Genomic DNA, 21,567 nt, shown 5'->3' with positions numbered 1-21,567 from the left:
GGAATGTCTGTTTCACTTACTCAAGACAGACAGGAATGTCTGTTTCACTTAGCCGAGACAGACGGCAGTGTCTGTTTCACTTACCCGAGACAGACAGAAATGTCTGTTTCACTTCAAACTAGCTGGCACAAAAAAACGGCGGACGCATCATGCGTTCGCCGTTTTTGTTTTGAAAGTGTGCTGTGTTGGATCGCTTATGCGCGGCCCATGTAGGACTTGTCCGATGTGCCGATCTTGAGCACATCGCCTTCTTTAATGAAGAGTGGCACTTGCACGACGAGGCCAGTTTCGAGTGTCGCTGGCTTTTGCACGTTGCTGGCTGTGTCACCTTTGATGCCTTCAGCGGATTCTGTGACCTTCATCTCGATGGAGGCAGGGAGTTCGATCTGGATCGGCTTGTCGTTGACGTGAAGGATGCTGTATACCTGTGTTTCAACGAGGAAATCCTTGGAGTCTTCGACGAGACCAGCGTCGAGGATGATGTCTTCGAAAGTTTCGGGATCCATGAAGTGGTAGCCGTCGCCATCGACGTAGCTATACTCGAGCTTCACCATGTCGGTGTGCATGATTTCGACGGAGTCGGTGGTGCGGATCTTGGTGTTGGTGCTGGATCCGGAGCTCAAGTTGCGCATGGTGACTTGCATGAAGCCAGCCTGGCGGCCTTGTGTGCGGTGCTGCACGTCGAGCACGAGGTGCGGAGTGCCTTGATAGTTGAGGACCTTGCCCTTACGAACGTCTGTTGGTGATGCCATATATTTTGTAGATGTTGAAAAAAGGAAGCTGATCTTCCAGCGCATCGCGAGGCTGTCAAGCGATTCGGGTGGGTGGGGTTGTTAAGCGAGCAGTCGAAAGATTGTTTGCTGCGCTTCGGTTACGTAGTTGCCACCGAAGAGGTTGGCATGGTTAAGGGTATGATAGAGGTTGTAGAGTGGCTTACGTTGATCATGGCCAGTGGGGAGGGGCCATGCCGAGTGGTAGCTGTCGTAAAACTCGGGGGCAAACCCGCCAAAATATTCGGTAAAGGCTAGGTCGGTCTCGCGGTCGCCGTAGTAGCTGGCGGGGTCGAAGATCACGGGCGTGCCATCATTGCAAAAACTGGTGTTGCCTTTCCATAGGTCGCCGTGGAGTAACGACGCATCGGGGTGATGGTCTGCCAGCAGTGCTGCGGCGCGTTCCAATAATACGTCGGTCTGCGTCAGGCGTATGCCGTTGGCTTGGGCGAGATCCAGTTGCGGGCACAGACGCTGTTTGCAGAAGAACTCGCTCCAATGGGTGGTTGTTTGATTGAGTTGAGGGGTGCTACCAATGGTGTTGTCGCGGTGCCAGCCGAAGCGTTCGGCAGTGGTGCGATGAAGTGTGGCGAGTTGTTGCCCCATTTGCTGCCAGCTTTGTGTGGCGGGTGGGCCGAACTGTATCGCTTCCAGCGCAAGAAATGCGTAAGCACCGCTGCGGCCATGTGTGATGGGCTGTGGTGCTCGAATGCTGCGGCTTTTGCGTATCGCTGCCAGTGCTTGCGACTCGGTGATGAACATGTCGAGCTTTGCGGCGCTGTTGATCTTGACGAAATACGACTGCTGCCCATCGGAAAGCAGATAAGCATCGTTGATGTCGCCTCCGCTAATAGGGGCTTGTTGCGTGCTCCTAAAAGGAGTGTCGGTCGCCAGTGAGATCGCTGCGGAGATTGCTTTTACTAGTTTAGGATCCATTGCTGGCGAACTATTGAGAGCTTAGCTTTTTGAGTAGGTTGGCGCAGCCGTCTTCGATCAGATCGAGCACGTGTTCGAAGCCGCGGTCGCCGCCGTAGTAGGGATCGGGCACTTCGGTTTCGTTGTGTGCGGTGCAGTAATCGCAGAAGAGCTCAACCTTGTGCTTTAACTTGCCAGTGGAATCGAGGGCACGGGCATCAGCTAGGTTGTCGCGATCCATCGCTAAGATGAGGTCGTAGTCTTCGAGATCGGCCGCTTTGAGTTGTCTAGAGCGGCCGATGATCGGAATGTTGCGCGCGCGCATGGATTGTTGCATGCGGCTATCGGGCAGTGAGCCGACGTGAAAGCCAATGGTGCCCGCGGACTCGATCTCGAATTGATTCGAGAGTCCTGCCTCATCGACTAAATGTTGAAAGACGCAGTGGCCGGCGGGTGAGCGGCAGATGTTGCCCATGCAGAGGAAGAGGATTTTTTTCATTCGTCAAAGAGTGCGATGTGTTCGGCGGCGACGCGTTCGAGGTCTTCGAAGTGAATGACGTGGCCGAGAGCACCGCGGATTTTACGTGAGCTGTTCATGCTCTTGGTCAGCGCGATCAATTTGGGGCGCATCCAGCGCAGGTCGGGGTGCTTCTGTTGGCGGAAGGGGCGCGCCATGATCTTGCGCGTGTATTCGAGGATGGTGTCCCAGCGCTCGGTGACCGAGGGTGGTTCGGGCACGACGCCGTGCGCGAGATAGTGCTTAATGTCGCGAAAAATCCACGGGTAGCCTAGGGCGGCGCGGCCAATCATGAGGCCGGCACAGTTGGTTTGTTCGCGGATGCGGATCACATCGTGCGCGCTGCGGATGTTGCCGTTGCCGATCACGGGAATGGTGAGTTCTTCGGCGACTTCGGCGATCAGTGGCCAGTTGGCTTCGCCACTGTAGCCTTGCACTTTGGTGCGGCCGTGGATGGCGAGGGCTTGCGCGCCTTCGCCTTCGACGATGTGGCCGACTTCGCGGGCGACGATGGTGTCATCGTCCCATCCTGTGCGGATTTTTGCAGTGACTGGGGTGCCAGGCACGGCCTTGACGACGGCGCCGACGACTTTGCCGATCTTTGCGGGGTTACGCAGCATGGACGAGCCAGCATCCATGCAAATGACACGATCCGCGGGGCAGCCAAAGTTGATATCGATAAAGTCAGGTTGGATACGATCGGCGAGGAGCTTCGCGGCTGCGGCCATGGAATCGGGATTGGAACCAAAAATTTGCACCCCCATCGGGCGTTGCTCTTCGGTGAAGTCGACGGTTTCCCACAGTTTGGGGTCTTCGCGGGTGAGGGCATCGGCCTGGACGAACTCGGTGACCATGACATCGGCTCCCTGATCTTTACAGAATTGACGAAAGACGATGTCTGTAACTCGCGCCATGGGAGCGAGATACAGCGGAAATTGATCATTTTGGAACCAAGGTAGCATTCGGTGTTCTAAATTTATTTGAAATACAGGGAATACGGAGAAGTTAGAATGCTCCAATAGAAAGTCTATCGAATGGTTCGACAAGACATAGAACCTGTATCATATCAATCATCTCAATCAAAAATATTATGAAAAAACTACTACTTATTCCTCTTTTGTTAATTGCTGGCGTCATCACTGCGAGTGCTGGCAACGCTGATTCTAGCTGTGCTAAAGAAGCAGCCAAGTGCGAAAAGTCGGCAGCTAAATGCGACAAGGACGCAGCTAAATGCGATAAAGAAGCAGCTGACTGCGCTAAGAAAAAAACTGAGTGCGAAAAGAAGCCAGCTGCTGTAGCTAAAAAGAGCGCATGTTGCCCAATGTAATAAATCTACCTTGATTTAATATTTTTCAAAGCCCCGTTGATTCTTTTGATCGCGGGGCTTTTTCGTGCCATAAGCAGCCGAGGCACAACGTCCATGTCGTCCCGATCACGATTAACCAAGTCCAACCCAGTGCCAGTCGATCGGTTTCGATTAGCCAGAGCAGGGTCGAGCACAGGAGGCTTCCGCTGAGCATGGATATCCAGTTGCCGCGGTCGGATCCGCGCTTGGTTAGTATGCCGAGCAGGAAGACGCCAAGTAGTGAGCCGTAGGTGATGCCGACGATTTTAAAGCTTAGCCATAGGTAGCCCTCGGCGTCCTTTAAGATCCATGCAATGAGGGCCAGTAAAATGCCAAATGCACAAACGAAAGCGCGTGTTAGCCGTAGTGCTACTGTTTCATTGAGTTGCTTTTTGAACAGTGGACGGTAGAGGTCGACCATTGCAGATGAGCTCAGTGCCCCCATCGTGGAGTCGAGGCTCGACATCGCTGCGGCCAGCACACCGACCAAGAGTAGGCCGCGTAGGCCTGGCGGGAGTTGGCTACCGATGAAATGTGGGAAGATGTCGTCGGAGATGACTTTTGTGCTGCCATCGGCTAGTTGCTGTAGAGGGAGGCTGGCGTCGAGGTGCACCTGGTAAAAGGCAAACAGGGCGATGCCAACCATAAGAAAGAGGGCTGCAATAGGAATCGAAATACAGCCGCTCAGTATGACGCTGCGGCGAGCGGATTTGACGTCTTTGCAGGTAAGCATGCGCTGAGTCATGTCTTGGTCTGTGCCAAAGGCCGCTGCGGTGCTGATAAATCCAAATATGACGGCGATCAAAAAGAGTTTTGGATCATTTAGCCAACTCAGCCAACCGCCGTCTGAGTCTTTCGGAGTAAATTGAAAGACATCGAAGCGGTTGTGTGAATGACCAATGTCGTAAATCGTTTGCCAACCGATGTCTTGTCCAATGTAGGCGATGAGCACCAGTCCGCAGCTGATGAAGACGACTGCTTGTAGCACGTCGGTCCATATAATGCCTCGAATTCCACCGCCTCCAGTGTAGATGACAGCGATTAAGGTGAAGGTGATTAAGCAATATTCGAATGGGATGTTTAAGATTAAGCTAATACCTTTTGCTGCGATCATTAATCGAACAGCGGAGGCGAGCAAACGAGTGACAAAGAAGAAGAGTGTCGCCGTATAGCGTGTGTGGTTGCCAAATCGACTCGCTAGAAAGGCGTAGATAGTTAGATAGTTGGCTGCGTAGAAGGCACCTAAGAATACGAATGCGATGAAAATACGTGCCAGTATGGAGCCGACGCCGAATTGTAGGTAGCTCATGTTCTCGGAGAAGCCGACGCCCGGTGTCGCGAGGAAGGTGGAGGCGCTGACTTCTGTGGCGACGAGTGAGCCGAGCACGGCGAGCCAAGGCATTTGCCGACTGCCGGAGATGAAGTCGTCTGAGCCTTTGTTGCGGCGGGCGTGGTAGAGACCGATGCCGAGAACCGCAGCGAAGTAGAGTAAGACGATCAGGCCGTCGAATAGGGTGAGTTTAGCAAACACGTTAATAGAAAAAGCGCAGAGCTTGGGTGGCGTGCCGCTTGACGTCAAGTCGGCTCGTTTCTCCCCATGTTTCTTCTCGACATGAAGTCCTATCAACCAGAAGATTAATCATCATGAGCCGTCCTTATACTGCATTGATTGTCGATGATGAGCCGCACCTGCGTATGTATTTGAAGCTTATCTTAAAGCAGATAAGATTTAATGAATTTTTTGAAGCGAAAAATGGGCAGGAGGGCGTTGATATCTATAAACAGCATAAGCCTGACCTAGTGCTTTTAGATGTGAATATGCCAGTGAAAGAGGGCATGGAAGCGCTCGAAGAAATTTTGGAATTTGATGAAGATGCGGTCGTGGTGATGGCGTCTTCAGTCGCATCTCGAAAGGCCGTGGAGCGAAGTGTTGAGCTGGGTGCTTCTTATTATATCCGTAAAGATACACCGAAGGAGGACATCGTGGCTCAACTGAGTGCTTTGATTGAGGATATTTGGGAGTGATTGTTTGAAGATGAGTGATCTAAATCCAACATCGAGTGACTCAGGGAACTCGCCTGGGCCTAGTAAGCGTCAGGCGCAGGGGCTTCGTTATTCGTTGCAAGAGATGATCGATGAAGTGCATTCAGAGCGTGAGCACTCAGTGATGGGGCGTGAACTCTTAGATGCGACGGAGATCGGCAAAATGTTTGCCGATAAACGTCACCGTAAAAGGAGGAAGCCATGAGCATGACTATTCGAGAGGAGTTAGAGGCCAGTCATATTCTGATTTCAAATGAAGCATATGATCTTGCGCGTGCGAATGGGGAGGAGAACTCTCTGGAGCTACTGGAGTCGTTGATCGAGTCGGGGGCGATTACAAAGGATGTGGGGTGTCTCTTGTGGAGTAATCGTTTGGGGCGTGCGTATGTGGACCCCTTGTCGACTATCATTAGTCGTGAAGCGGTTGAGAGTTTACCGCTTGAGATTGCACGTAAAGGCAACGTGATGCCGCTCTATGTGATTGAGGATGCGATGACTGTTGCGATGCCGAATCCTGATGATGCGGCACTAGTGCGTCGACTGTCTGCGATTACGGGGCTGGATATTAGCCCCGTGTTTTGTTTGAGTGTCGAGGTGCGTGATGCGATCGAGCTGCACTATAGCACTGATCAAACCGTGCAGGAATTGATTGCTCAGCTTGAGCGCACTCAAGGGGCTATTTTGTCTCAACTCAAGCCTGAGGAGTTGGAGGGGGCGGGTGGGTCAAAGTCGATCATCGGCTTGTGTGATGCGCTGCTGTATTTGGCGATTAAGGAACGTGCGTCTGATATTCATATTGAGCCACAGGAGTCATTTACGAATATACGTTTCCGTGTGGATGGTCGGCTGCAGCAGGTGTTTCGCGTGGCCTCTGCGCTGCATGCTCCGCTGAACTCGCGCATTAAAATCTTGAGTGAACTTAATATTGCGGAAACTCGCATCCCTCAGGATGGTCGAATTTCGATTCCATTGGGGTCGGGGAATGTGAACTTTCGTGTGTCGGTCATTCCGACTATTTATGGCGAAAAGATTGTGCTGCGTATTTTGGCGCTCACGGGTAAGAAGGATTTTAAGTCACTGGATCAGATGATGATTTCACAGACGATTCTACAGCCGTTCAATGAGGTGATTCGCGCGCCAAATGGTATGGTGTTTGTTACTGGTCCGACAGGATCCGGAAAATCGACGACTTTGTATGCCGCCTTGCATGAGATCAATAAGCCAGATGTCAATATTTGCACGATTGAAGATCCGATCGAGACTCGGATGGACGGTGTGATTCAATCGCAAGTGAATGCTAAGATTGATCTGAAATTTTCGACCCTATTACGTTCGTTACTTCGACAAGATCCTGATGTGATGCTTGTCGGAGAGATTCGAGACCTGGAGACGGCTAAGATTGCAATTGAAGCTGCTTTGACCGGGCACCTTGTTTTTTCAACACTGCATACGAATAACGCGATTCAGGCTGTCGTTCGTCTGGTTGAAATAGGAATTGAACCGTATATGGTCGCTCCATCAATATTGGCAGTGATGGCTCAGCGACTCGCTGCGAGGATATGTGAAAATTGCAAGAGTGCATATACGCCGGAGGCACACGTGTTAGAACGTTATTTCCATGATAGTCATGCGGTGAATACACCATTCCTTTACCATGGGGTGGGCTGTGCACATTGCCGACAAACTGGCTATTATGGGCGCATCGCATTTCATGAATTGGCCTTGGTGACAGAGGAGATGCGTGGGCTTATCACACGTGGAGCGCCAGACGATGAGCTGACTCTCGCTGCCCGACGTGCGGGGTATCGTCCCTTGCGCTATGATGCGTTAAAGAAGGCCTTGTTAGGCTTTACGACTTTGGATGAGGTCGAGGCGCGGACCACGAGTGAGTGGGAACTTGACCCCAAGGATTAAGCACCCACTTCAGGGGGTCTCTTCTACGTCGTAGATGTAGCCGACACCGTGCACTGTTTTGAATGACTCAAGCGTGAGATCGTGGCGTTTGTAGAGGTCGCGGATTTTCACAATATATTGATCGAGTGATCGACTGCGCACATCAGCGTGTATGCCCCAGACCGAGTGGATCAAGTTTTTGCGTGTTAAAACGCTGTTCGGATGTGTGGCGAGATACGAGAAGATACCGAGTTCTTTACGGCCGATACTTTCTGCGACGCCGTCGGGGAATTGCACTTCGAGGCGCTGCGGGTTGACTTCGGCTCCACAGAAGTCGAATGGCGCATCCGTGGTGGTGGTATTATGAGTGATCTTTGCATCATTTACAGTTTCGGCACGGCGAAGCACTGCTTTGATCCGAGCGATCAGTTCAGGAAAGCTAAATGGTTTTGTGATGTAATCATCGCCACCCATTTCAAGGGCTTTTACCTTTTTAAGCTCAGCGTTTTCGCCTGTCAGGAAAATGACTGGAATGTTGACATTGTTTTTGCGCAACTCGTCCATGAGCGCGAAGCCTGTAGAGTCGGGGAGGTGCACATCTAAGAGTAGTAGGTTTGCAAAGTTGCTTTTTAAGTAGCGCACAACGTGAGAAGCCTCATTGCAGATTTGGCTCTGCATATTTGCGAGTTCCAGATGCGTTGAGATGACGGTAGCGAGGTCGTTGTCGTCTTCAGCGATGACGATAAGTGGCTTTGGTTGATTACTCATGAAATTAGGAGTTAAATTGGGATAGGTCTTCCAATACTTGTGAGGCATGTGCCTCGGGTTTCACTTTTGGATAGGTTTTTAAAATAGTGCCATCGGCAGCGATCAGAAAGGACATGCGATGGATCCCATCGTAAACACGGCCCATGAACTTTTTCTCGCCATACACACCAAAGGCTTTTGCTAGTTCAAGCTCAGTGTCGTCAATTAAGGGGAAGGGTAGCGAGAATTTTTCCTGAAATTTGATGTGCGAGGCTTCGGAATCTTTGCTCACGCCGATGACTTTAAGCCCTGCTGCTACGAAATCTGCCCAGACGTCACGTATCGCACAGGCCTCTTTGGTGCAGCCCGGAGTGTTGTCTTTGGGGTAGAAGTAAATGAGATGAGGCGTCGTGATTTCTGTGCTAAGGATGGTGCTCCCGCTTTCAGTATAGCTGAACGAGGGGGCTTTTTGGCCAGGACTGAGTGGAGTTGGGAGCGGCATCAGAATTGTTTATAAACTTGAGGGGAATTGTAAAAATAGAGCTAAGATTTTTTTTTACAATTACTTATTTCAACAAGAGGGCATTGATTCTAGGAAATTTTTCTTGTGCCCACGACATCCTGCATCAAGTTCTCTGCCCTTATGGAAAAGACACCATTACTCATGCTCGGGTTGCCTAAGGGCAGTCTTGAAGATTCGACTATCAAGCTTTTTGCAAAAGCTGGTTTCGGAATCACAAAGAGTTCCCGCTCGTATCGCCCGTCTTTTGACGATGCAGAGCTGGACGGACGCTTCGTGCGTGCACAAGAAGTGAGCCGTTACGTCGAGCATGGCTACTTTGATTGCGGCCTGACCGGCCAGGACTGGGTTTGTGAGAACGCGTCTGACGTCGTTGAAGTGTGTGATCTGGTTTACAGCCGCGCATCAAACCGCCGCTCCAAGTGGATCATTGCAGTGCCAGAGGCATCGCCCGTGCAGACCGTGAAGGACCTGGAAGGCAAGCGTATCGCCACTGAGGTGGTGAATATCACTGGTCGCTACTTGAAGGATAATGGCGTGAATGCTGACGTGGAGTTCTCTTGGGGAGCCACCGAAGTTAAAGTGCCAGACCTCGTGGATGCGATTGTTGACCTGACAGAAACAGGTAACTCGCTTCGTGCGAACAACCTGCGTATCGTTGATACGCTACTTTACACGAATACTGTGCTCATCGCCAACAAAGCGGCTTGGGAAAACCCAGAGAAGCGCAAGAAAATCGAGAATATCGCATTGCTCTTGCAAGCAGCGCTCGAAGCACACTCGAAGGTGGGGCTGAAGCTCAACATCGAGAAAGTGAAGCTGGATGCAATTCTGAAGGAACTGCCCGCACTGCGTAATCCAACAATCAACCGTCTTACAGATGAAGCATGGGTGGCGATCGATACGATTATCGACGAAAAAGTCGTGCGTGAGATCATCCCAGCGCTCAAAGAACATGGTGCTGAGGGGATTGTTGAGTATCCGCTCAATAAGGTCGTTTACTAATTTCAGCGTATGGCAGAAGCGTCTTCAACAGATCGCAACGTGCGAATCGGCCTGATTCAGGTGCGTGAGCAAGGATCTACGAAGGCCAATCTAGCCTATACGATTGATAAAATAAGGGAGGCTGCAGCTCGCGGCGCGCAGGTCATCTGCACGCAGGAGCTGTTTACCTCCCCTTATTTTTGTCTGACTCAGGACACTGAACTGTTCGATCTTGCTGAGCCAGTTCCCGGGCCGACTACGGATGCCCTGGCAACTGTCGCAGGGGAGCTCGGCGTTGTCATTATTGGTTCACTGTTTGAGCGCCGTGCTGCGGGCGTGTATCACAATACTGCTGCGGTGATTGATGCGGATGGCTCGTATCTGGGCAAGTATCGTAAGATGCACATTCCGCAAGATCCGGGCTTTGAGGAGAAGTTCTACTTCACCCCAGGCGATCTTGGTTACAAGGTTTGGGATACACGTTTTGGTAAAATATCGGTGCTCATTTGCTGGGATCAATGGTATCCAGAGGCCGCTCGTCTAGCAGCTCTCGCGGGGGCGGAGATTTTGTTTTATCCGACAGCCATTGGTTGGTTGCCCGAAGAAAAAGCTGAGCTTGGCGTAGCGCAGCACACTGCATGGGAGACTGTGCAGCGCGGGCATGCCGTGGCGAATGGCTGTTACGTGGCTGCGATCAATCGCACCGGCACCGAGGGCGCGACCCAATTTTGGGGACAATCCTTCGTTGCCGACTTTTATGGGCAAGTGATGGAGCGGGCGCCAGTGGATGCCGAGGCGATTGTGATTGCTGATTGCGATTTAAAGGCGCTTGAAGATACGCGGCGCATCTGGCCGTTCTTTCGTGACCGTCGGATTGATAGCTTCAGTGGCTTGACGCGACGCATGATTGACTAAGATCAGTGTAACGAGGTTCTGACTCTTTTATTTAGTATGACAGCATTGAGCACACCGAAAGAATTGGGTTACCGTTTTCCTGCAGAGTGGGAGCCGCAAGCAGCTGTTTGGTTTGCTTGGCCGACGCGCGATGATCTCTGGACAGGCGTGTTGCCTCGGGTGCGTGAGCAATTGGCGGCGCTCTATGTGCTCGCGGCTCGTTTTCAGCCTGTATCTGTGCTGTGTCCCGAATCGGCTCAGGCAGAATTGCGTGCTTTGATGGCCCAGGCGGGCGATGCCAGCGCGGTGACGTTTTACGACTACCAGACCGACGATGTATGGTGTCGTGATTATGGGCCGCTATTTTTGCTAAGTGAAGACCGCTCTGAGCTGTGCATGACGGATTGGATCTATAATGCATGGGGCAATAAATTTCCGTTACAGCAGAAAGACAACAACGCATCCGCATGGCTCGCTGATCATTTGGGGCTGCGCCGTTTTGCATTTGATACCGTCTTAGAAGGCGGCGCGATTGAGAGTAATGGAGCCGGGCAATTGTTGACGACTGAGGTCGTGTTGCTGAACCCGAACCGCAACGGTGAGATTTCTAAGAATCAGATCGAGGCGCGTCTATCCGCTGGCTTAGGTATTAACGAAGTGCTTTGGCTGCAAGATGGCTTGGAGGGGGATGATACTGACGGGCATATTGATAATCTCGCTCGGTTCTTTAAGGCTGACGCGATTTTAATGGCATCTGTTAACGATCCGGAAGACCGGAATTTTGCCGCCTTGAGTGAAAATGTCAGTCGTATCCAAGCATTCAGAACCCCAGATGGGCAACCGTATGCCACCGTCCAGTTACCTTTGCCTGATCCGATCTATCTCGATGGAGAGCGTCTCGCGGCAAGTTATATGAATTATCTTGTCCTGAATGGTGCGGTGCTGGTGCCTACCTATGGTCAACCGCAGCGTGATGCCGAAGCGCTGGAAATTCTCGCGGATTGCTACCCAGGGAGAGAGGTTGTCGGGTTTGATTGTCGGAATATCGTCCGAGAAGGTGGTGCGATTCATTGCATGAGCCAGCACCAGCCGGCAATTCGCTGCTAGTAGAGCTACGGGTGATCTGTCCGTGGGTAGCAATCGGGCTTCGTTGGAGTTCTGGTGAGCACTTTGCGCGCTACAACTGTCACGTTTTTGACCACTCGATCGCTTTAGGAGTGAAATGTTTTAGCCAGATTCCTATCGATCCAGTGTGCACGAGCCGATGGTCATGGTTTTTGTATTTAGTCGTATGAGTCAGCGTGTCACTTCCGTGACTTGTTTGAAGCGTTTTGTTATAAATCGTAAGTTATTGTCAGATAAAGCGAAGCGTTTTGTGGAGTGGTTGATTGCGGTGTGTCTCATGGTGGGGGATTTCATATTAGGATTTTTTTTTTAAGTCATCATGAAATCTGTTCATGTGATTAATGGGACTTATTAGTATTGTTGGCATGAGAGGTGGTGTTATCAATACAGTGCAACGCACTTAACTAACTACTACGCTGAAATGAAAAATACATATACTAAATCATTAATCACAGTGCTCGCCCTAGCGGGGAGTGCTTCATTTGCATCGGCCGAATCGGCAGAGGCTTTTTTGGATGAGCAATTCAAGAGCCTGGAAGAAACGATCCCAGGCAAGTTCAATGTCACGTCGCGGACTCGCTATGAAGTGTTTAATCTGAATACGAAGCCAGATAATCATCGCAACGGTTTTTCGGAGAGCATTCGCTACGGTTATACGACTGAGACCTTTGGTGGCTTTAATGCGATGGTCGAAGGTGAAACTGTGACTCGCATCGGTGGGGATCACGACGATATTCACCCTTTGGATGATGCGGGTGACGGCACTGACTTTAACCAGTATTGGCTCGGTTATCAGAATGAAGATTATGGTAAGGCTAAGATCGGTCGCCAGATTTACATTCTCGATGATTCGCGCTTCATTGGTAACGTGGGATGGCGCCAAAATATGCAAACCTTCGATGCTGCGACTGGCTCATTTACAATGGTTGAGAACCTGACTGTGAATGGCTTTTACATGGATAATGTAAATCGCGTGAATGCCGATAACACCAAAATGGATACTGCTGGCGCAAATATCAAATACAAGGTTGCGGATTGGTTGAGCCTTACGGGATTCTACTATCATATTAAGAGTAGTGACATTGATGCGTTCTCCAATGATACCACAGGTATTCGTGCCACAGGTAAGTATAAGTTGGATGAAGTGACATTGAACTATGCATTTAGTTATGCACATCAGGAAGATAACTCGCAGTCTCCAACTGATATCGATGCCGACTACTGGGCGGGTGACCTCTCAGCTGCCTACGAAGCCTTCACCTTTGGTGCTGGTTTTGAAGTTCTAGGTGATGGCTTCCGCACACCACTCGCGACTGTGCATAAGTTCAATGGTTATGCTGACGTCTTCTTGCCTGTCACTGGTATCGACGGTGGGCTACAGGACCTCTACGCATATGTGGGATACAAGATTCCAGTTTGGGATAAAAAGAGTATTCCTGTGAAGCTTGTTTATCACTCTTTCGATTCGGATACTCATCCTTCACATGGCAATGACTACGGTGATGAAATTGACTTTGTCGCTAGCTATAAGGTCAACAAGTATACGACTTTGATGGCGAAGTATGGTTACTACATGGCGGACGATGAGTTCGCTGGTGCAGGTGGTGCTGATAAGACCATGTTTACATTCGACGTGAATTTTTCTTACTAAGTTAAAGTATTGTTTGTTGTAGAAATTGGAGGCGGGGTCGTTTAGGCGATCCCGCCTTTTTTGTCGTTCACGCCGTTTATGACATGTGCAAGGCTAGCTTTGTAACCAGTCTACTAGGTCGGCATCGCTTCGGATCGTTGTGGCATCTTGGTATTCGGGTGCGAGTTGTTGTTGATAGGCCGTTTGGCTGTAGCGTTTGCCGTGGAGCAGGACTTTGGCACGGTGTCCTGGTGCGCGGACAATACGGCCGAGGGCTTGGTGGATGCGGCGCATCGCTGGGATGATATAAACGTCTTTGAAGGCTAGGTCACGCTCGGTGCTATGGTAAGTGCCCATTTTTGCGTTTTGGATGGCGTTGACTTCTGGCAGTGCTGGACCGACGACCATGGCGATGTCGATTCGGCCACCGAGTTTATCAACACCTTCGGCATAGCTGGATCCTAGTATGAGGAAAAGCGCATCTGCCATGAGGAGGCCTTCGTCGATGAATGTTTCCTGTTCGGCTAGGTCGACACCGCGTGGTTGCACTTGAACACGAGCCACTGGATTAAGTGCTTCGAGATAGGTTTTTATATTTTCGGCGTAGAGGTAGGATGCAAAGAAGACTGCGACTGGCACACCAGGGCTTTGGTGGATGAGCGCGTCGATGGTGCGTGCTGTGATTTCGTAGTGTTTCTCGCGTTCTTTATAGCGAGTATCCACACGGGAATCGATGGCGACTTGGTAGGCATCGTCGCGCCAAGGTGCGTGGCCTTGCGCGAGTGTGGAGTTTTTGCGTTTGAGGCCGCAGTGCTCACGGAAGCTTTCAATTGGCGAGAGCGTGGCAGACATCAGGATACTGCCTCCGAAGGGAGCGATACATTCTGCGATCCACTTGCTGGCATCGAGGCAGCTGGCGCGCAGCGTGCCGACTGTAGGGCACCAGTGTAGCCATTGATGTGATGGTTCGGCTAGGCGTTGTGCGAGTTCGGGAATGCGCCAGACGATGTCTATCGCAAAGGGGGCGGTAGCATCGTAATTAAAGTGTGCATCTTTGAGCTGTCGTGCAAAATCCTCACAGAGGTCGAGTGCCTCGTAGCGTCTGTCGGGGTGGAGCGGCTCACCTTGCGATTGTGATTCGAGGCAGCGTATGAGTTCTTCGCCGATACTGAGTAGATGGTGTGGTGCGCCGGCGTTGCGCAGTTCTTCGAGGGCAAAGAGCAGGTCGGCCGCGCTGAGTTCGACACTGAGAGCATCAGCTGCGCGGTCTGGCAGGTTGTGAGCTTCATCGACGATGAGGAGTGTTTTGGCGGGGTCGAATCCGTGTTGCTCTAAAAAGACCGCGCGGCTTGATGGAGAAAAGATATAGTTGGTGTCGCCAATCCATGCTTCGGCGAATGGTAGGCAGCCTTTGGTCAGTGCGTAGGGGCAAACGCCTGTGTTTTCGCCAATGTCTTTGGCGCGGTCGAGACTGAGTGTGGCGTCCTCGAACAGCTCAATTGGTGAAATGTCGGCGGCTAACCAATTCTGCCCGAGGTGCTCATTACAACGATTGTCGCCTGTGCAGGTGTGAACAGCGCTGTCGATGCGATGCTCGGAGCGGTTGCGCATTTGTATGTAGCGCAGATTGTCGCCAATCATGGCGCGCAGTTGGCGGATCGTTTCTAACTGACCGGTCGATTTACTGGTGAGATAGATGGCACGTTCATAGACACCGCTTTGCATTTGGCGGAGAGTATGTTCGAGCACAATGCCTGTTTTGCCAAAGCCTGTGGGCGCTTCGAGCAGGACGGTTTTACTTTGGAGGGCGGCGTGGTCGAGTGTGGCGAATAGCTCGGCTTGGCCTTCGCGTAGGGTTTCAAAGGCGGGTTGGAGCGTGATGCCTTGCAGGCGGAGTTGACAGTTGCGGCGGTCTTCGAGGAAGGGGAGTAGTGTGTCGAGCTGACTTGTGAAGGTGCGCTCGTCGTCTTCGGTGAGTGGCACAAGTTGCTGCTTGCCGGTTTCGATGTCGATGAAACAGAGCTCTGCGGATAGTTGGTTGTTCGCATAGTCGGGGAGCACACGAGCGAGGCCGAGGTAGATGGCGACTTGGGCGAAATAGTCGGGGTAGTGACTGGCAAGTTCTTCGGGGTTGGCCGGCAATCTTCCGCGGATCGTTTTAACTTCGCGAATGATTAATTGCTCGGACTCGGGGAGTATTTGATCGATGCGGCCTTGTATCTCAAAAGTCCAGTCGTGATGGTGCCAAGTCGCTTTAAGTGGCACCTCGAACCGTGCATCGGTGTGGGTGTTCAATGTTTGGCGCTCTGCGGTTTTGTGCCATTTCTGCCCGACTGATGCACGCCACGGGCTGGCGCCGTGCCCATCGCTCGCAGGCACCTGGCGAAAGGTGGCGAGTTCGCGCACGCTTAGGCGAACGGTTCGGGCGAGTGGATCAATATGCATCGCCCGACATGGCTGACAAATGACGGGTGGAGGTCAAGCCTAGGACTAGCGAACGATTTTTTGTCGTAGCGTGGGGACGGTGGAGGGGGGCATATAGAAAATCTTAGCGTCGATTTTTTGATTAGCGGTTATGGTATCGAACGTGATGGTGCCAAACTTCGAATTTTCAGCGAGTAGGTCGATCTGCTTGGGCAGGAGCACGCCGCTGACGACTGCAAATTGTGTGGCTTGGTAGTCCATGTATTCTTCGATGCCAGCGATGGTGCCTTTGCCGCCCCATCGCGTGAGGAGTGAGCGTTCTTTATCAAAGTAAAACCAGCTACGTTCATTCTGTTTGCCAAATCCAGTAATGATATAAGCGGGGCGCCCACTGACTTTCGACTCACCTTGATATATAAACACATAATCCGCTTTCATTGGCACAATGAAGGGCTGGATGAGCCAATGCTGACGTGCAAAGTGTAGCGCTTTGCGGCCGGTGACTGGTTGGGGCTCTTTCTTTTTGGGGAGGAGCTCCTGCTGCCACGTCTGCACTCCATCGAAAGAGTGTAGCACTTTATATGTGCGGCCGAGGTGCTTCCATGTGTAGGTGAGTTGTCGACGGCCATCTTGAGTCTCGATCAGGTGAAATGATTTTACTCTGCCTGCTTCAATGATTTTTCCAGTGGCGGTTACGTTGACTAGATCGATATAGGCTTGCTTGCCACCTGAAACCGCAAGGAAGTTTTTGATTAGCCGTTTACTGGTAATGTCAGATAATTGGGGCCGTTGAGTGGCTGTGGGTGTTTCAGGTGTCGCTGATTGTGCCCACATCGTGAGGGGGGCCAGTAAGAGGCAGATCAGTATAACGAAGGTGGATGTTGAGAGTTTGGGCGTGGAATGTGTAATTTTCATACTGTTGTGCTGTTTAGTGTTCGCAAATAAAAGAAAATCACAACTGGATTCATTCATGCGTATTTTAATTACTGGAGGAGCTGGTTTCTTGGGCAGTCATTTGTGTGACCGTTTGTTGGGCGAAGGTCATGAGGTCATCTGTATGGATAACTTCTTCACAGGCCGTAAGCGCAACGTGCTTCACTTAATGCAGAATCCACTGTTTGAGCTGATGCGGCACGATGTGACCGATCCGTTTAAAGTAGAAGTGGATCAAATCTATAATCTGGCCTGTCCAGCATCGCCTGTGCATTATCAGCACAACCCGATCAAAACGATTAAGACATCTGTGATGGGGGCGATCAATTGTTTGGGTTCGGCCAAGCGTGTCGGGGCGCGTGTCTTTCAAGCATCGACTTCGGAGGTGTATGGCGATCCGGATCCATCGGTGCATCCACAGCCCGAGTCGTATTGGGGGAATGTGAATCCGATTGGTATTCGATCGTGTTACGATGAAGGCAAGCGTGCGGCTGAGACTTTGTTTATGGATTACCACCGTCAGAACGGTGTCGATGTCCGTATCGTCCGTATTTTTAATACCTATGGACCACGCATGTGCCCAGATGATGGCCGCGTGGTTTCAAACTTTATTGTGCAGGCGCTGCAAGGGAAAGACATCACCGTTTATGGCGAAGGACAGCAGACACGTTCGTTCTGTTATTGTGATGATTTGATTGAGGGGTTCGTGGGGTTAATGAATCAGGAGGAAGTGATTGGTCCGATGAATATCGGTAATCCCGGTGAGTTTACGATTCTGGAACTCGCAGAAAAGGTGATCGCTCAGACTGGAAGCAAGTCGAAGATCATACACGAAGCGTTGCCTCAGGATGATCCGAAGCAGCGGCAGCCTGATATCACTCAGGCAAAGAAGGTGCTTGGCTGGGAGCCGAAAGTCTCGCTCGACGAAGGTTTGAAGCCGACGATTGCTTACTTTGACAAGGTGTTGTCGGAGGGGTAGGCGCCTTCGTCGGGGCTTTGCCTGCGAAGACCGCGACAACTCCGACCCCCATTGTAGCTTCCTGACTTTAAACTGCCTGCGCGGTCGCCCCAAGGAGTGCCCCTACATTTCTCCGAGTAAGCGACGCATGTTTTTGTGCGTGATCGCTTGGAGTTCGTCGTCGCTTAATTCGGCTTCGTTTCGAATCGCATTGAGAAAGCTCGCGATGTCGGGCGTCTTTTGTGTGCGCGGATAGACACGCAGCGGGAAGTCGGAGCCGAATAGAATCTTTTCAGACCCGATGATCTCGATCATGCGGCGGAAGATGGATGACTCGTAGAGGAGAGGCGTGGCTGACGTATCGTAGGTGACATTTTTCAGCACTTTACGCAGGCGGGGATTGAGCTCGAAGAAAGCGAGTCCGCCGCCCCAGTGTGCAAGGATGAGCTTCAGCTCGGGGTGTGCTTCGGCCATGCGTAGGAAATCGTTCAGCGGTGTCGGCACACTGCCGGGGTGGTCGTGTCCGACGGCTTCAGTGGCGTGGCAGTTGATGGGCCAGTTGTGCGCGACGCACCAATCGGCTAGAGCCTGCCAACCTTCGCTGGAGGAATTGAAGTTCTGAATGCCTGGGTGGACTTCGCCAACACCACGTAGCCCAAGGCTCCGAGCGAATTCGCATTGAGCGATCACACTCTTCGCTGAACTGCCTGGGTGGATCGCAGCAAAGCCTATAAAGCGTTCGGGGGCGGTTGCGATCCACTGTGCGATGACTTCGTTCTGCCAACGGCAATTGTGTTCGTTTTCCCAATACCAGCCGAGTAACACCGACTGTGACACACCTGCGGCGTCCATCGCCTGAAGTGTTTGCTCGGGGCTGGCCCAGCCTTGGATCGAGGGGCGATCCAGTGGAGCCACGAGATCCGCCCAGTGTGGTTCGCCACGTGCCTCAGCCCACCCACGCGGATCCACCTCGAGTTCGGGTGGGTAGCAATGGGTGTGGCTGTCGATCATGTTCACTGTGGGAACTGTAGCTGAGTTTTACGAAAATCGGAATCCGAAACTGTGACTGGCAACCTGTGCGTTAACCAGTCGTGCGTAAGCCTGCGGCGATGGCATTGACAACGCGTAGTAGGTGGTCAGTCGCTGCGGCATCGTTGGTTGTGCCGCTGCGTAATAACTGAAGCAGCTCGATTTGCTTCTTATGCAGAGCTGCGAGTGGCACGTTACGCTCATCGAGTGTTTTATAGAAGCGTGGACGACGCTCTGGCAATGAGCGCTTGAAGAGTTTACCTAGCTGCTCGATGGTGCGCTTACGCTCGTCGAGGATCTGCTTGAGCAGACGTTTACGGATTTTGGTGTCTTGCACCAGGCTGGCGTAGGAGCGCATCCATTTCTCGTCTGAACTGCTGATGCTGCTCTCTACGTTGTAAAATACATAGCGTAGGAATGGAGTGTTTTGTAAGTTGTTCTGGATCGCGACGTAGGCTTCTGGATTTTCGGCTTCGAGTGCATCGAGGGCGCTGCCGACACCATACCAACCTGGCACGTAGAAGCGTGATTGGTTCCAGCTGAAGACCCACGGAATGGCGCGCAAATCGGAGAGTTCTAGACTCGCCTTGCCGGTGCGGCGTGACGGACGTGAGCCGATACGACTTTGCTCGATGGCATCAATTGGTGTGGCCTCACGGTAGAATTGCATGAAGCCGTCTGCGTCGAGCAGTTCACGATAGGCGGCACGCGATAGCTTCGCGAGGCGTTCCATTGCATGGTCGACCAGTTCGTTGGCAGCAATTTTAGGGGCGAGTAATTGAGCACCTAAGCTGCCTGCGAGGAGCCATTCCAAATTTGCGGTGGCAGTGGCCTTGGTGTTGTATTTCTGGGCGATGACTTCGCCTTGTTCAGTCACACGCAGGCCACCGTTGAGTGAGCCTTCTGGCAGTGCTTCAAGGAAGCGGTGCGTAGGGCCAGCGCCGCGACCGACGGTGCCACCACGGCCGTGGAAAAATGTGATTTTGACGCCATGGTCGACGCCGACTTCGACTAGCTTGCTCTGAGCGCTCTTGAGGATCCATTGGCTGGCGAGGATGCCAGTGTCTTTGTTACTATCGCTATAGCCGAGCATGATAATGAAGCGCGGAGTGGCTTCGGACGTGCCGATACGCAGGCTTTGACGTGTGCACGGGTGCGATAGGAATGCATCGGAGATACCTGGTGCGGCTTCAAGATCCTCGTATGTTTCGAAGAGTGGCACAACTGGGAGCATGCAGCGTAGTTGGCCGTCTTCTTGGTAGGTGAGGCCGACTTCTTTCGCGAGCACGTAGACGGTGAGCAAGTCGCAGAGGTTTCTGGTCATGCTGACGATCAGTGCGCCTACACCATTGGTGCCATGCACCTTAATGTGACGCGCGACAACTGCGAGTGTTTCGCGGGCTTCAGTTGCCTCTTTGGGCAATGGCATGGAGGCATGCGTGAGTGGGCGCGGGGTTTGAAGTTCTTGATTGAGGAATTCGAGTTTTTGCGCCTCGGGCCATTTTGCGAATTGTTGGCCATTTTTGACGCCAGCGGCGACCATCATTTGACCGAGCGCTTTTTCGTAGAATTCACTATTCTGACGAATATCGATGCGGGCTAGGTGGAGTCCGATACTGTCGAGCAAGCGAAGGATGGGGCGCACGTAACTGTGGACGCAGCGGTGGGCGCCGGTCTCTTCGAGCCAACCGATCAAGTTTTCCAGATGTCCGCGTAATTCGGCCTCTGAGAATGTGTCGATTTGCTGTGCGAGTTGCATGACGAAGATGCGCCATGGTTCTTGGGTATTGTGATCGCCGCCCCAGCGTTTGATTTGTTTTAATACCGCAGTCGGGCATGTGCTGCGTGCTTCGGTGAGTGTGAGTTGCTGCGCTAGGTCGTCGAGGCGAGCACGCACGATCTGCACTGCGGTGGCGCGCATTGTCTCTAAAGTTTCTTCTGTCACTGTTGAAGTGACGAGCGGGTGGCCATCGCGGTCGCCGCCGACCCATGAGCCGAATTGTAGGTGTGGCAATTCGGTGTAGTCGAGTGGGGCTTCTTGCGGCCAGGTCTCTGTCCACGCGTGCTCAAGGTTTTCGTCGAGTAAACCAAAGACCTGTGGGAAAACTTCGCGCAGGTAGTAGAGTAGGTTGTCTAGCTCATCCTTGATCTGTGGCTTGTGCATGTAGATCTCGCCGGTGAGCCAGAGGCGCTCGATGATGGCTCGTATCTGTTCTGCGCTTTGCTCTGCTTCGCGTGGAGTGCGGTCGCTTTCGCGCTGGCGCAGTAGGCGGACGATTTCGCGGTGAATGCCGAGCACCGACCAACGCTTTGCCTCGGTCGGGTGTTTGGTGAAGACGGCTTCGACCCAAAGGTCATTGAGTTGGCCGCGAACGACATCGGGTGCGATGCGTGCTTCTTTTAAGCGGCTGAGATAGTGTCCCCAGTGCCCTGGTTCGGCGGACATGCCGAGTTGTGCCTCACGGGTGCGACGTATGCTGTTGGCCACATTTTCTTCTGCCAAGTTAAGCAATTGAAAGTAGAACGAGATTGCCTGCACGCAACTGTCGTCTAGCAAGTCAGGAGAGGCGGACTTGAGGCGACCTTTGATTAATTGCGCCGCACGATCTTCGCCCATCGAAGTGAGCACGTCGACGAATGCTTGGGCGAGGTATGTGTGCTCTTCATCGACCTGTGCTAGGCCTTGTTCAACGAGTTGTAAGAATTTTTTTTTGGTAGATGCGGTCATTCGATGTGGGTAGCTATACGAAACTATAGTCTCTGCAACTATTGGATGCGCTTTTCGTGCCAATTAGGCACGTTAATTGAATTCCGTCGTTTTATTACGACGGTTTTAATGG

The 21,567-nt window shown here is 52.1% G+C and carries 20 protein-coding genes; 9 read left to right on the top strand and 11 right to left on the bottom strand.

What is annotated here, in order from left to right:
* Window positions 1-194: 194 nt before the first annotated feature.
* The 4 genes from efp to dusB form a co-directional block, all read right to left on the bottom strand.
* A complete protein-coding gene (gene efp, locus GZZ87_RS14500; protein ID WP_162026530.1) occupies window positions 195-752 on the bottom strand; it encodes an elongation factor P in 558 nt (185 codons plus the stop codon).
* Between the two features lie 81 nt (window positions 753-833).
* On the bottom strand, window positions 834-1,706 hold the full coding sequence (locus GZZ87_RS14495) for a fructosamine kinase family protein (protein ID WP_162026529.1): 873 nt from the start codon (window positions 1,704-1,706) through the stop codon (window positions 834-836).
* Between the two features lie 10 nt (window positions 1,707-1,716).
* Window positions 1,717-2,184, bottom strand: a complete 468-nt coding sequence (locus tag GZZ87_RS14490; protein WP_162026528.1) for a low molecular weight protein-tyrosine-phosphatase — start codon at window positions 2,182-2,184, stop codon at window positions 1,717-1,719.
* Window positions 2,181-3,164: a tRNA dihydrouridine synthase DusB gene (gene dusB / locus GZZ87_RS14485; RefSeq protein ID WP_162026527.1), complete on the bottom strand. Its 984-nt coding sequence runs from the start codon at window positions 3,162-3,164 to the stop codon at window positions 2,181-2,183. Before dusB ends, GZZ87_RS14490 begins: the two co-directional genes overlap by 4 nt.
* A 128-nt stretch (window positions 3,165-3,292) precedes the next feature.
* Between dusB and GZZ87_RS14480 the strand changes: the two genes are divergently transcribed.
* Window positions 3,293-3,529, top strand: coding sequence for a hypothetical protein (locus GZZ87_RS14480; RefSeq protein ID WP_162026526.1), 237 nt, complete (start codon window positions 3,293-3,295; stop codon window positions 3,527-3,529).
* Between the two features lie 25 nt (window positions 3,530-3,554).
* On the opposite strand, the gene GZZ87_RS14475 is transcribed toward GZZ87_RS14480, so the two are convergent.
* Entirely contained in the window at window positions 3,555-5,078 is a 1,524-nt protein-coding gene (locus GZZ87_RS14475; protein WP_162026525.1) for a sodium/solute symporter, read from the bottom strand.
* Between the two features lie 113 nt (window positions 5,079-5,191).
* Between GZZ87_RS14475 and GZZ87_RS14470 the strand changes: the two genes are divergently transcribed.
* From GZZ87_RS14470 to GZZ87_RS14460, 3 genes are read left to right on the top strand one after another with little or no spacing between them, the layout of a single operon-like run.
* Window positions 5,192-5,572: a response regulator gene (locus tag GZZ87_RS14470; protein ID WP_162026524.1), complete on the top strand. Its 381-nt coding sequence runs from the start codon at window positions 5,192-5,194 to the stop codon at window positions 5,570-5,572.
* Between the two features lie 10 nt (window positions 5,573-5,582).
* The gene (locus GZZ87_RS14465) at window positions 5,583-5,795 is read left to right on the top strand and encodes a hypothetical protein (protein ID WP_162026523.1); all 213 of its coding nucleotides are present in this window, start codon (window positions 5,583-5,585) and stop codon (window positions 5,793-5,795) included.
* Window positions 5,792-7,504, top strand: coding sequence for a GspE/PulE family protein (locus GZZ87_RS14460; protein ID WP_162026522.1), 1,713 nt, complete (start codon window positions 5,792-5,794; stop codon window positions 7,502-7,504). Before GZZ87_RS14465 ends, GZZ87_RS14460 begins: the two co-directional genes overlap by 4 nt.
* Window positions 7,505-7,513: 9 nt before the next feature.
* Here GZZ87_RS14460 and GZZ87_RS14455 read toward each other — a convergent pair whose 3' ends face one another.
* Both GZZ87_RS14455 and bcp read right to left on the bottom strand, forming a co-directional pair.
* Window positions 7,514-8,251, bottom strand: coding sequence for a response regulator transcription factor (locus tag GZZ87_RS14455; RefSeq protein ID WP_162026521.1), 738 nt, complete (start codon window positions 8,249-8,251; stop codon window positions 7,514-7,516).
* Window positions 8,252-8,255: 4 nt separating this feature from the next.
* On the bottom strand, window positions 8,256-8,732 hold the full coding sequence (gene bcp / locus GZZ87_RS14450) for a thioredoxin-dependent thiol peroxidase (protein WP_162026520.1): 477 nt from the start codon (window positions 8,730-8,732) through the stop codon (window positions 8,256-8,258).
* A gap of 141 nt (window positions 8,733-8,873) precedes the next feature.
* Between bcp and hisG the strand changes: the two genes are divergently transcribed.
* From hisG to GZZ87_RS14430, 4 genes are all read left to right on the top strand, one after another.
* Window positions 8,874-9,755 (top strand): ATP phosphoribosyltransferase, encoded by an 882-nt coding sequence (hisG, locus tag GZZ87_RS14445; RefSeq protein ID WP_244648115.1) that lies wholly within the window; start codon window positions 8,874-8,876, stop codon window positions 9,753-9,755.
* A 9-nt stretch (window positions 9,756-9,764) separates the two neighbouring features.
* Window positions 9,765-10,649: a carbon-nitrogen hydrolase gene (locus GZZ87_RS14440; RefSeq protein WP_162026519.1), complete on the top strand. Its 885-nt coding sequence runs from the start codon at window positions 9,765-9,767 to the stop codon at window positions 10,647-10,649.
* A gap of 36 nt (window positions 10,650-10,685) precedes the next feature.
* A complete protein-coding gene (locus tag GZZ87_RS14435) occupies window positions 10,686-11,735 on the top strand; it encodes an agmatine deiminase family protein (protein ID WP_162026518.1) in 1,050 nt (349 codons plus the stop codon).
* A gap of 439 nt (window positions 11,736-12,174) precedes the next feature.
* Window positions 12,175-13,404, top strand: a complete 1,230-nt coding sequence (locus GZZ87_RS14430; RefSeq protein WP_162026517.1) for an alginate export family protein — start codon at window positions 12,175-12,177, stop codon at window positions 13,402-13,404.
* A 93-nt stretch (window positions 13,405-13,497) separates the two neighbouring features.
* Here the strand turns inward: GZZ87_RS14430 and GZZ87_RS14425 are convergent, their stop codons facing one another.
* Entirely contained in the window at window positions 13,498-15,828 is a 2,331-nt protein-coding gene (locus GZZ87_RS14425; RefSeq protein ID WP_162026516.1) for a helicase C-terminal domain-containing protein, read from the bottom strand.
* A 45-nt stretch (window positions 15,829-15,873) separates the two neighbouring features.
* Complete coding sequence (locus tag GZZ87_RS14420; protein ID WP_162026515.1) at window positions 15,874-16,722, bottom strand: hypothetical protein; 849 nt, start codon at window positions 16,720-16,722, stop codon at window positions 15,874-15,876.
* 55 nt (window positions 16,723-16,777) lie between these two features.
* Between GZZ87_RS14420 and GZZ87_RS14415 the strand changes: the two genes are divergently transcribed.
* Window positions 16,778-17,719 (top strand): UDP-glucuronic acid decarboxylase family protein, encoded by a 942-nt coding sequence (locus tag GZZ87_RS14415; protein ID WP_162026514.1) that lies wholly within the window; start codon window positions 16,778-16,780, stop codon window positions 17,717-17,719.
* 102 nt (window positions 17,720-17,821) lie between these two features.
* On the opposite strand, the gene GZZ87_RS14410 is transcribed toward GZZ87_RS14415, so the two are convergent.
* A complete protein-coding gene (locus GZZ87_RS14410) occupies window positions 17,822-18,709 on the bottom strand; it encodes an amidohydrolase family protein (RefSeq protein WP_162026513.1) in 888 nt (295 codons plus the stop codon).
* A 70-nt stretch (window positions 18,710-18,779) separates the two neighbouring features.
* Window positions 18,780-21,455, bottom strand: a complete 2,676-nt coding sequence (locus GZZ87_RS14405) for a phosphoenolpyruvate carboxylase (protein ID WP_162026512.1) — start codon at window positions 21,453-21,455, stop codon at window positions 18,780-18,782.
* Between the last annotated feature and the right edge of the window lie 112 nt (window positions 21,456-21,567).

The sequence above is a fragment of the Lentimonas sp. CC4 genome (genome assembly GCF_902728235.1).
GTDB lineage: Bacteria > Verrucomicrobiota > Verrucomicrobiia > Opitutales > Coraliomargaritaceae > Lentimonas.
The sequence above is the reverse complement of the archived record's forward strand: the minus strand, read 5'-3'. Positions and strand labels throughout refer to the sequence as shown.

What these genes read in the sequence shown, in the direction of transcription:
- bcp (WP_162026520.1), bottom strand. Translation starts at nt 8,732, where the DNA reads ATGCCGCTCCCAACTCCACTCAGTCCTGGCCAAAAAGCCCCCTCGTTC.
- GZZ87_RS14495 (WP_162026529.1), bottom strand. Translation starts at nt 1,706, where the DNA reads ATGGATCCTAAACTAGTAAAAGCAATCTCCGCAGCGATCTCACTGGCG.
- GZZ87_RS14420 (WP_162026515.1), bottom strand. Translation starts at nt 16,722, where the DNA reads ATGAAAATTACACATTCCACGCCCAAACTCTCAACATCCACCTTCGTT.
- GZZ87_RS14435 (WP_162026518.1), top strand. Translation starts at nt 10,686, where the DNA reads ATGACAGCATTGAGCACACCGAAAGAATTGGGTTACCGTTTTCCTGCA.
- GZZ87_RS14460 (WP_162026522.1), top strand. Translation starts at nt 5,792, where the DNA reads ATGAGCATGACTATTCGAGAGGAGTTAGAGGCCAGTCATATTCTGATT.
- hisG (WP_244648115.1), top strand. Translation starts at nt 8,874, where the DNA reads ATGGAAAAGACACCATTACTCATGCTCGGGTTGCCTAAGGGCAGTCTT.
- dusB (WP_162026527.1), bottom strand. Translation starts at nt 3,164, where the DNA reads ATGCTACCTTGGTTCCAAAATGATCAATTTCCGCTGTATCTCGCTCCC.
- GZZ87_RS14430 (WP_162026517.1), top strand. Translation starts at nt 12,175, where the DNA reads ATGAAAAATACATATACTAAATCATTAATCACAGTGCTCGCCCTAGCG.
- GZZ87_RS14470 (WP_162026524.1), top strand. Translation starts at nt 5,192, where the DNA reads ATGAGCCGTCCTTATACTGCATTGATTGTCGATGATGAGCCGCACCTG.
- GZZ87_RS14455 (WP_162026521.1), bottom strand. Translation starts at nt 8,251, where the DNA reads ATGAGTAATCAACCAAAGCCACTTATCGTCATCGCTGAAGACGACAAC.
- GZZ87_RS14410 (WP_162026513.1), bottom strand. Translation starts at nt 18,709, where the DNA reads ATGATCGACAGCCACACCCATTGCTACCCACCCGAACTCGAGGTGGAT.
- efp (WP_162026530.1), bottom strand. Translation starts at nt 752, where the DNA reads ATGGCATCACCAACAGACGTTCGTAAGGGCAAGGTCCTCAACTATCAA.
- GZZ87_RS14465 (WP_162026523.1), top strand. Translation starts at nt 5,583, where the DNA reads ATGAGTGATCTAAATCCAACATCGAGTGACTCAGGGAACTCGCCTGGG.
- GZZ87_RS14480 (WP_162026526.1), top strand. Translation starts at nt 3,293, where the DNA reads ATGAAAAAACTACTACTTATTCCTCTTTTGTTAATTGCTGGCGTCATC.
- GZZ87_RS14415 (WP_162026514.1), top strand. Translation starts at nt 16,778, where the DNA reads ATGCGTATTTTAATTACTGGAGGAGCTGGTTTCTTGGGCAGTCATTTG.
- GZZ87_RS14405 (WP_162026512.1), bottom strand. Translation starts at nt 21,455, where the DNA reads ATGACCGCATCTACCAAAAAAAAATTCTTACAACTCGTTGAACAAGGC.
- GZZ87_RS14440 (WP_162026519.1), top strand. Translation starts at nt 9,765, where the DNA reads ATGGCAGAAGCGTCTTCAACAGATCGCAACGTGCGAATCGGCCTGATT.
- GZZ87_RS14425 (WP_162026516.1), bottom strand. Translation starts at nt 15,828, where the DNA reads ATGCATATTGATCCACTCGCCCGAACCGTTCGCCTAAGCGTGCGCGAA.
- GZZ87_RS14490 (WP_162026528.1), bottom strand. Translation starts at nt 2,184, where the DNA reads ATGAAAAAAATCCTCTTCCTCTGCATGGGCAACATCTGCCGCTCACCC.